3 protein-coding genes are annotated in these 4,590 nt (G+C 67.2%); all 3 read right to left on the minus strand.

Annotation, left to right across the window (positions count from 1 at the left end):
* On the minus strand, positions 1-841 hold an 841-nt coding region (locus EB084_19980; protein NDD30545.1), incomplete at its 3' end, for a quinone-dependent dihydroorotate dehydrogenase.
* Positions 842-848: 7 nt separating this feature from the next.
* Positions 849-2,507: a cytochrome C biogenesis protein gene (locus EB084_19985; protein ID NDD30546.1), complete on the minus strand. Its 1,659-nt coding sequence runs from the start codon at positions 2,505-2,507 to the stop codon at positions 849-851.
* Positions 2,504-4,357 (minus strand): hypothetical protein, encoded by a 1,854-nt coding sequence (locus EB084_19990; GenBank protein NDD30547.1) that lies wholly within the window; start codon positions 4,355-4,357, stop codon positions 2,504-2,506. Before EB084_19990 ends, EB084_19985 begins: the two co-directional genes overlap by 4 nt.
* Positions 4,358-4,590: the final 233 nt, after the last annotated feature.

The raw sequence follows: 4,590 nt of genomic DNA on the forward strand, positions 1-4,590 counted from the left end.
GCGGACGCCCGCTCAAGCCGCCCGCGCCCACCGCCTCCACGCGGTCGGCGGGGGTGGTGAGCCCCTCCCGCGCGCGCGTAGTGTTCGAGACCACGAACCCACTCGCCCCTCGACCGAGCGCGATGTCGACCATGCGCGTCAATGCGGCTTCATCAAGGTCGGGCGAGAGCTTCACCAGCCAGGGACGGGAATCGGCCAGCTCCTCGGCCACTGCCTCGAGCAGCGCGTCGAAGGCCGCCGGATCGGCGTCGAAGGCGCGACCGTCGTCGGTGTTGGGACACGACACGTTCAACGTGATGTAGTCGGCCACGCCGCGCACCGCGCGCACGGCCGCAACGTAGTCAGCGATGGGGTCCCGATCGGGGCCGTCGGCCACACGCCCAACATTCACGCCCAGAGGGCTCGCCGAAGGGCTGCCTGCGCTGCGGCGCCGAAGCCGCAGCGCCTCGAGCCTGCGGGCCACGAGAGGCGCTCCCGCATTGGGCAGCCCCATTCGGTTGATCACCGCTTGATCGGCGGGCAGGCGGAAGATGCGGGGTCGGGGGTTGCCTCCCCAGGGACGAGGCGTGACCGTTCCCACCTCGACAAACCCGAACCCGAGCGCGTCGAGCACCGCCACCAGGGCCCCGTTCTTGTCAAAGCCCGCCGCCACCCCGACGGGAGATGGGAAGTCGAGCCCCAGCGCGCGCACCCGAAGCGAGGAAGGCGGTCGACAGGCCGCGGCGATGGCCGACAGCAGCAGGCGGTTGTGACTGAGGGCGGCGCCCAGGCGCGTCACGGCGTGATGAACGACCTCGGGGTCGAGACGAAACAGCAGCGGTCGTATCAGCCGGTAGCTCAAGCGCCCGCTATTCCGCCGCTTCGCCGCCGGCAACCGCCATCCGGGTCGCGCGATAGCGCAGCCCCATGACGGCGACATAGAGCAGGTCGAGCGCCACGCCGACAGCCACGTACAGCTGGCCCCCATCTCCGAAGCCATACGAGTGGAGGCCGGCGCCGAGAACGAAGTTGACGCCGTACCAGGCCATGAGCACACCGCAGTATGCGACCACGCAGCCCGCGGAGAAGCCGAAGTCCTTGAGCCAGCCCGCGTAACGGCCGTGAAGCACGGCAAGATAGCCGAGCAGCGCGATGAGGGCCCACACCTCCTTGGGATCCCAGCCCCAGAACCGACCCCACGAGTAGTTGGCCCACACGCCGCCGAGAATGGTTCCCGCCGCCAGCAGCATGACGCCCAGCTGCACGGTCTTGTACAGCTGCTGGTGCAGCGACCGCTGACGGGCGCGGTCCTTCGGGTGGAAGCCGTAGGTGAACAGCGAGACGTGCCCGATGGCGGTGGCCAGCAGGAAGGCGCCGTAGCTGAGCGTGATGGTGAGGACGTGGATGGTGAGCCAGAAGTTGCTGCGAAGAACCGGCGTGAGGGGATTGATGGCCGGATCGAGGATGGAGGTCACGTTGTCGGCCACGATGAGGCAGATGGTGGCCGCCACCGCGGCGGGCAGCACGAGCGCCTGGGCGCGGAAGACCGCCTCGAGCAGCAGGGCGAAGACCATCACGCCGAGACTGACCCAGATGACCGATTCGTACATGTTGGTGACCGGCGGACGCCCCGCGATGGTGCAGCGCAGGTAGAAACCGTACACGTGCATGATCAGGCCAGCGACCGCGATGAAGACGCCTAGACCGTAAAGGCGACGGTTGCCGAGCGCCCCGGCGGCACCGAGAACGAGCACAGCCGCGAGATAGAGCATCCACGCCTTGCCGAACGGGTGAAGGGCGTTGTACTGCACCTCGCGGGCCAGCACCACGGGGTCCGGCCCCGGACCCACCGCGGACAGCTGCGCCGACAGCGCCTGCGAGGCCTTGGTGAACGCTGCCGTGTCACGGGCCGCGTGAGCCGTCACGAGGGACTTCACCGAACCGATGATGGCGGCGCTCTCTCCGGCGTCGAGAGGAGAGGTCGGCCCAATGAGGCTCGACAGCGGATGCCACGGGTTGGCCAGGCTCTGCTTGTCCGGCACCACGGTGAACGCCTCGAGCGTAAGCAGCGACTGGAGCAGGCTCACCCGCGTGGTGAGACGACCGATCTGGCGATCGAGCTCGGTGAGCTCTTCGCTGGCCTGCTGCTTGCGCATCACCTCGCGCGCCTGCTTCTCGAACGTCGGCGTCGACAGGAGCGTGTCGATGGAGGTGTAGCGGGCGTCCGCGGGCAGGCCCAGGGCGGCGCGCACATCCTGACGGGAGACGTCGATGACCATCATCGACGCGGCCTTCTTCGGATCATCGAGCCACGTGAGGATGAGGTCGAGCGGCGCGCGCCCATCGAAGCGCTCTTTCCCCGTTATGGTGAGCACCGACTCCCTGGCAAAGGTGTCGATCGGCTTGATGCGGCCCTGGTTCTGGATGGGAATGACGCGGAGCGCCGCGTCGTCGAGCGCGGGAGAATCGGCGAGAGCGCCCCCCGCCGCCGAGATGAGAAGGGCGAGAACGAGAAGGAGTCGTTTCATGAGACCTCCGAGGACGTCGGCCTGGCGCCTCGCTCTTCAGGCAAGGAGGCCGAGGTGGGTTTCTGACTTCGGTTACGGGGCTGACCGGTGAAGACGTAGAGGGCGATGCCCAGCACGAGGAGGATGGAGCCGGCGTACTTCACAGGAACGCCGGGGTCACGCGCCACCTGAAGGGTGGAGATCTGCGTGCCTCCCTCGCCCTGGGCGAACGAGGCCTGGAAGAAGGTGAGGCCTGCGTACTGCAGCGGTTCGTTCATGGTGATCACGGCGTCGAAGCGCTTCTCTCGCCGTGCATCGTCGACGTGCACATTGCTCGTGTAGGTGGCAGCGTTGCGGGTGCCGGGGTCGTAGCCCACGGTGAATCTCTCGAGCTTGACGTCAAAGCCCACCGGCTGGCTGCGAAGGGCGTACGCCACGCGCGCCATCGACTGCCCCCCGGCACGGCTCACCACGATCGAGTCTCCCTGACCGATCCAGTACGGTCCAGGGGCGTCGGCGCCCTCCACCGTGAGGTGAACTGCGGGCGCGAGGTTCTGCCCCCCACGAGCGGCCTTCACGGGCTTGAACTCGTGAACTGCCGCGGCATGATCAACGAAGTCACGCACGGTGTACTCGAGGTTCATGCGCCAGCCCGTCGGGCAGGTCTCGCCGACCTTGACCTTCGCGGAGCGGCTGCGGCCGGTGGCGCTGTCGACCCGGACGTGCGGCGCGCCGTCCGGGCCCACGATGAACGTGATGGCATTGGCCTGGACGCGTGGATCGGTCATGGTGTAGCCGATCTCGAGCTTCGTGGGACGCGCCTGATGATGGGAGGTCGAGAACTCGGGATACTTCGCGAACACGATGTGGCGCTCAGCCTCACCCTTGTCGTCGAGCAGGGTGAGCTCGACCGCGGGGTTTGTCCGCTCCGCAGATCGGTTCTCCAGCTTGTTGTTCTTCACCACCGCAAAGGGAAGGAAGCGATCGATTCGCAGTCGGTACGGCGTGCCCGCCAGGGGAACCTCACGTCCCTCGTTCCCCGCAACTGCGACGAACACCGGGGTCTGACCCACATCCACGCGCAGCACCCCGTCCCGCGCATCGAGCGCCTCGACCTGCGGACCGCGCAGCGCCTTCTCGAGCGCTTCTGAAGACGCGGCGCGCATGAGGCGAAGCGTGGCCGGCCCCATGCGCGTCTCGGCGTGAGAGGCGTCCTCGAGAGACAGCCAGGTATCGGCCATGACCGTTCCCTGGGGCATGGGGGCACCTTGTCCGGCGGTTATCTCCACGTGCACGGCGGGAGGCGCCTTGGCGTCTCCGGACGCGTAGCGCTCGACCGGCTGCGCGTTGTGGATGTACCGATCGACCACCGCCACCAGGCCATCGCACAGGGGGAAGCGACGGGGATGGGCTTCGTCTGGCGGGTTCCAGCGGAGCTCGGCGGGCACGGCCATCTGCTCGCCGACCACGTCTCCCTTCTTCATGGTGGCGCAGCGAAGATAGGGCTCGTCTATGGTGACGTCGTTTCGCTGCTCCCCCTCGGCGAGGGTCATCATGCCCTCGAATCCGAAGATGCGGGTGATGAACGACCCCACGAGGATCACGATGATGCCCAGGTGCACGATGACGAAGCCGGTCTGATGGCGCTTCCAGGGGTACCTCACCAGGGCCGCGCACAGAACGTTGACCCCGAGCATGAACAGGAAGAGCGAGAAGGCGCTGCTGCCATACACGAGGTGGGCCGCGGTCTTGGCATCGAACTTCGACTCGATGTAGGTGGCCACCGCGAGGATGACAGAAAGCGAGAGCAGGAGGATGACCGCCAGCTTCAGCGAGGCCAGGAACTTGAGTATGCGTCGTGCGATTGACATCTGTAAGGTGGCCCTGATGTGACAGTCGTAGCGGCCTCGGGGGGGGCAGGTCGCGCGCTCGACTCGGACCGTTCGCCGTCAAAGGCATTGTAGACCATCGCCGACCTGAGTGCAAGATGACGGTCTGGTCCAGGTACAGATGACCATCGCAGGTTCAGGCCGCGGGTCGGTGGCGCACGCCTCCCCGCTGCCGGGCGACGTTCTCCTCGAGAAGCGCTGTCACCTCGCCCGAT

It is taken from the genome of Pseudomonadota bacterium (genome assembly GCA_010028905.1).
Classification (GTDB): domain Bacteria; phylum Vulcanimicrobiota; class Xenobia; order RGZZ01; family RGZZ01; genus RGZZ01.

What these genes read in the sequence shown, in the direction of transcription:
- EB084_19990 (NDD30547.1), bottom strand. Translation starts at nt 4,357, where the DNA reads ATGTCAATCGCACGACGCATACTCAAGTTCCTGGCCTCGCTGAAGCTG.
- EB084_19985 (NDD30546.1), bottom strand. Translation starts at nt 2,507, where the DNA reads ATGAAACGACTCCTTCTCGTTCTCGCCCTTCTCATCTCGGCGGCGGGG.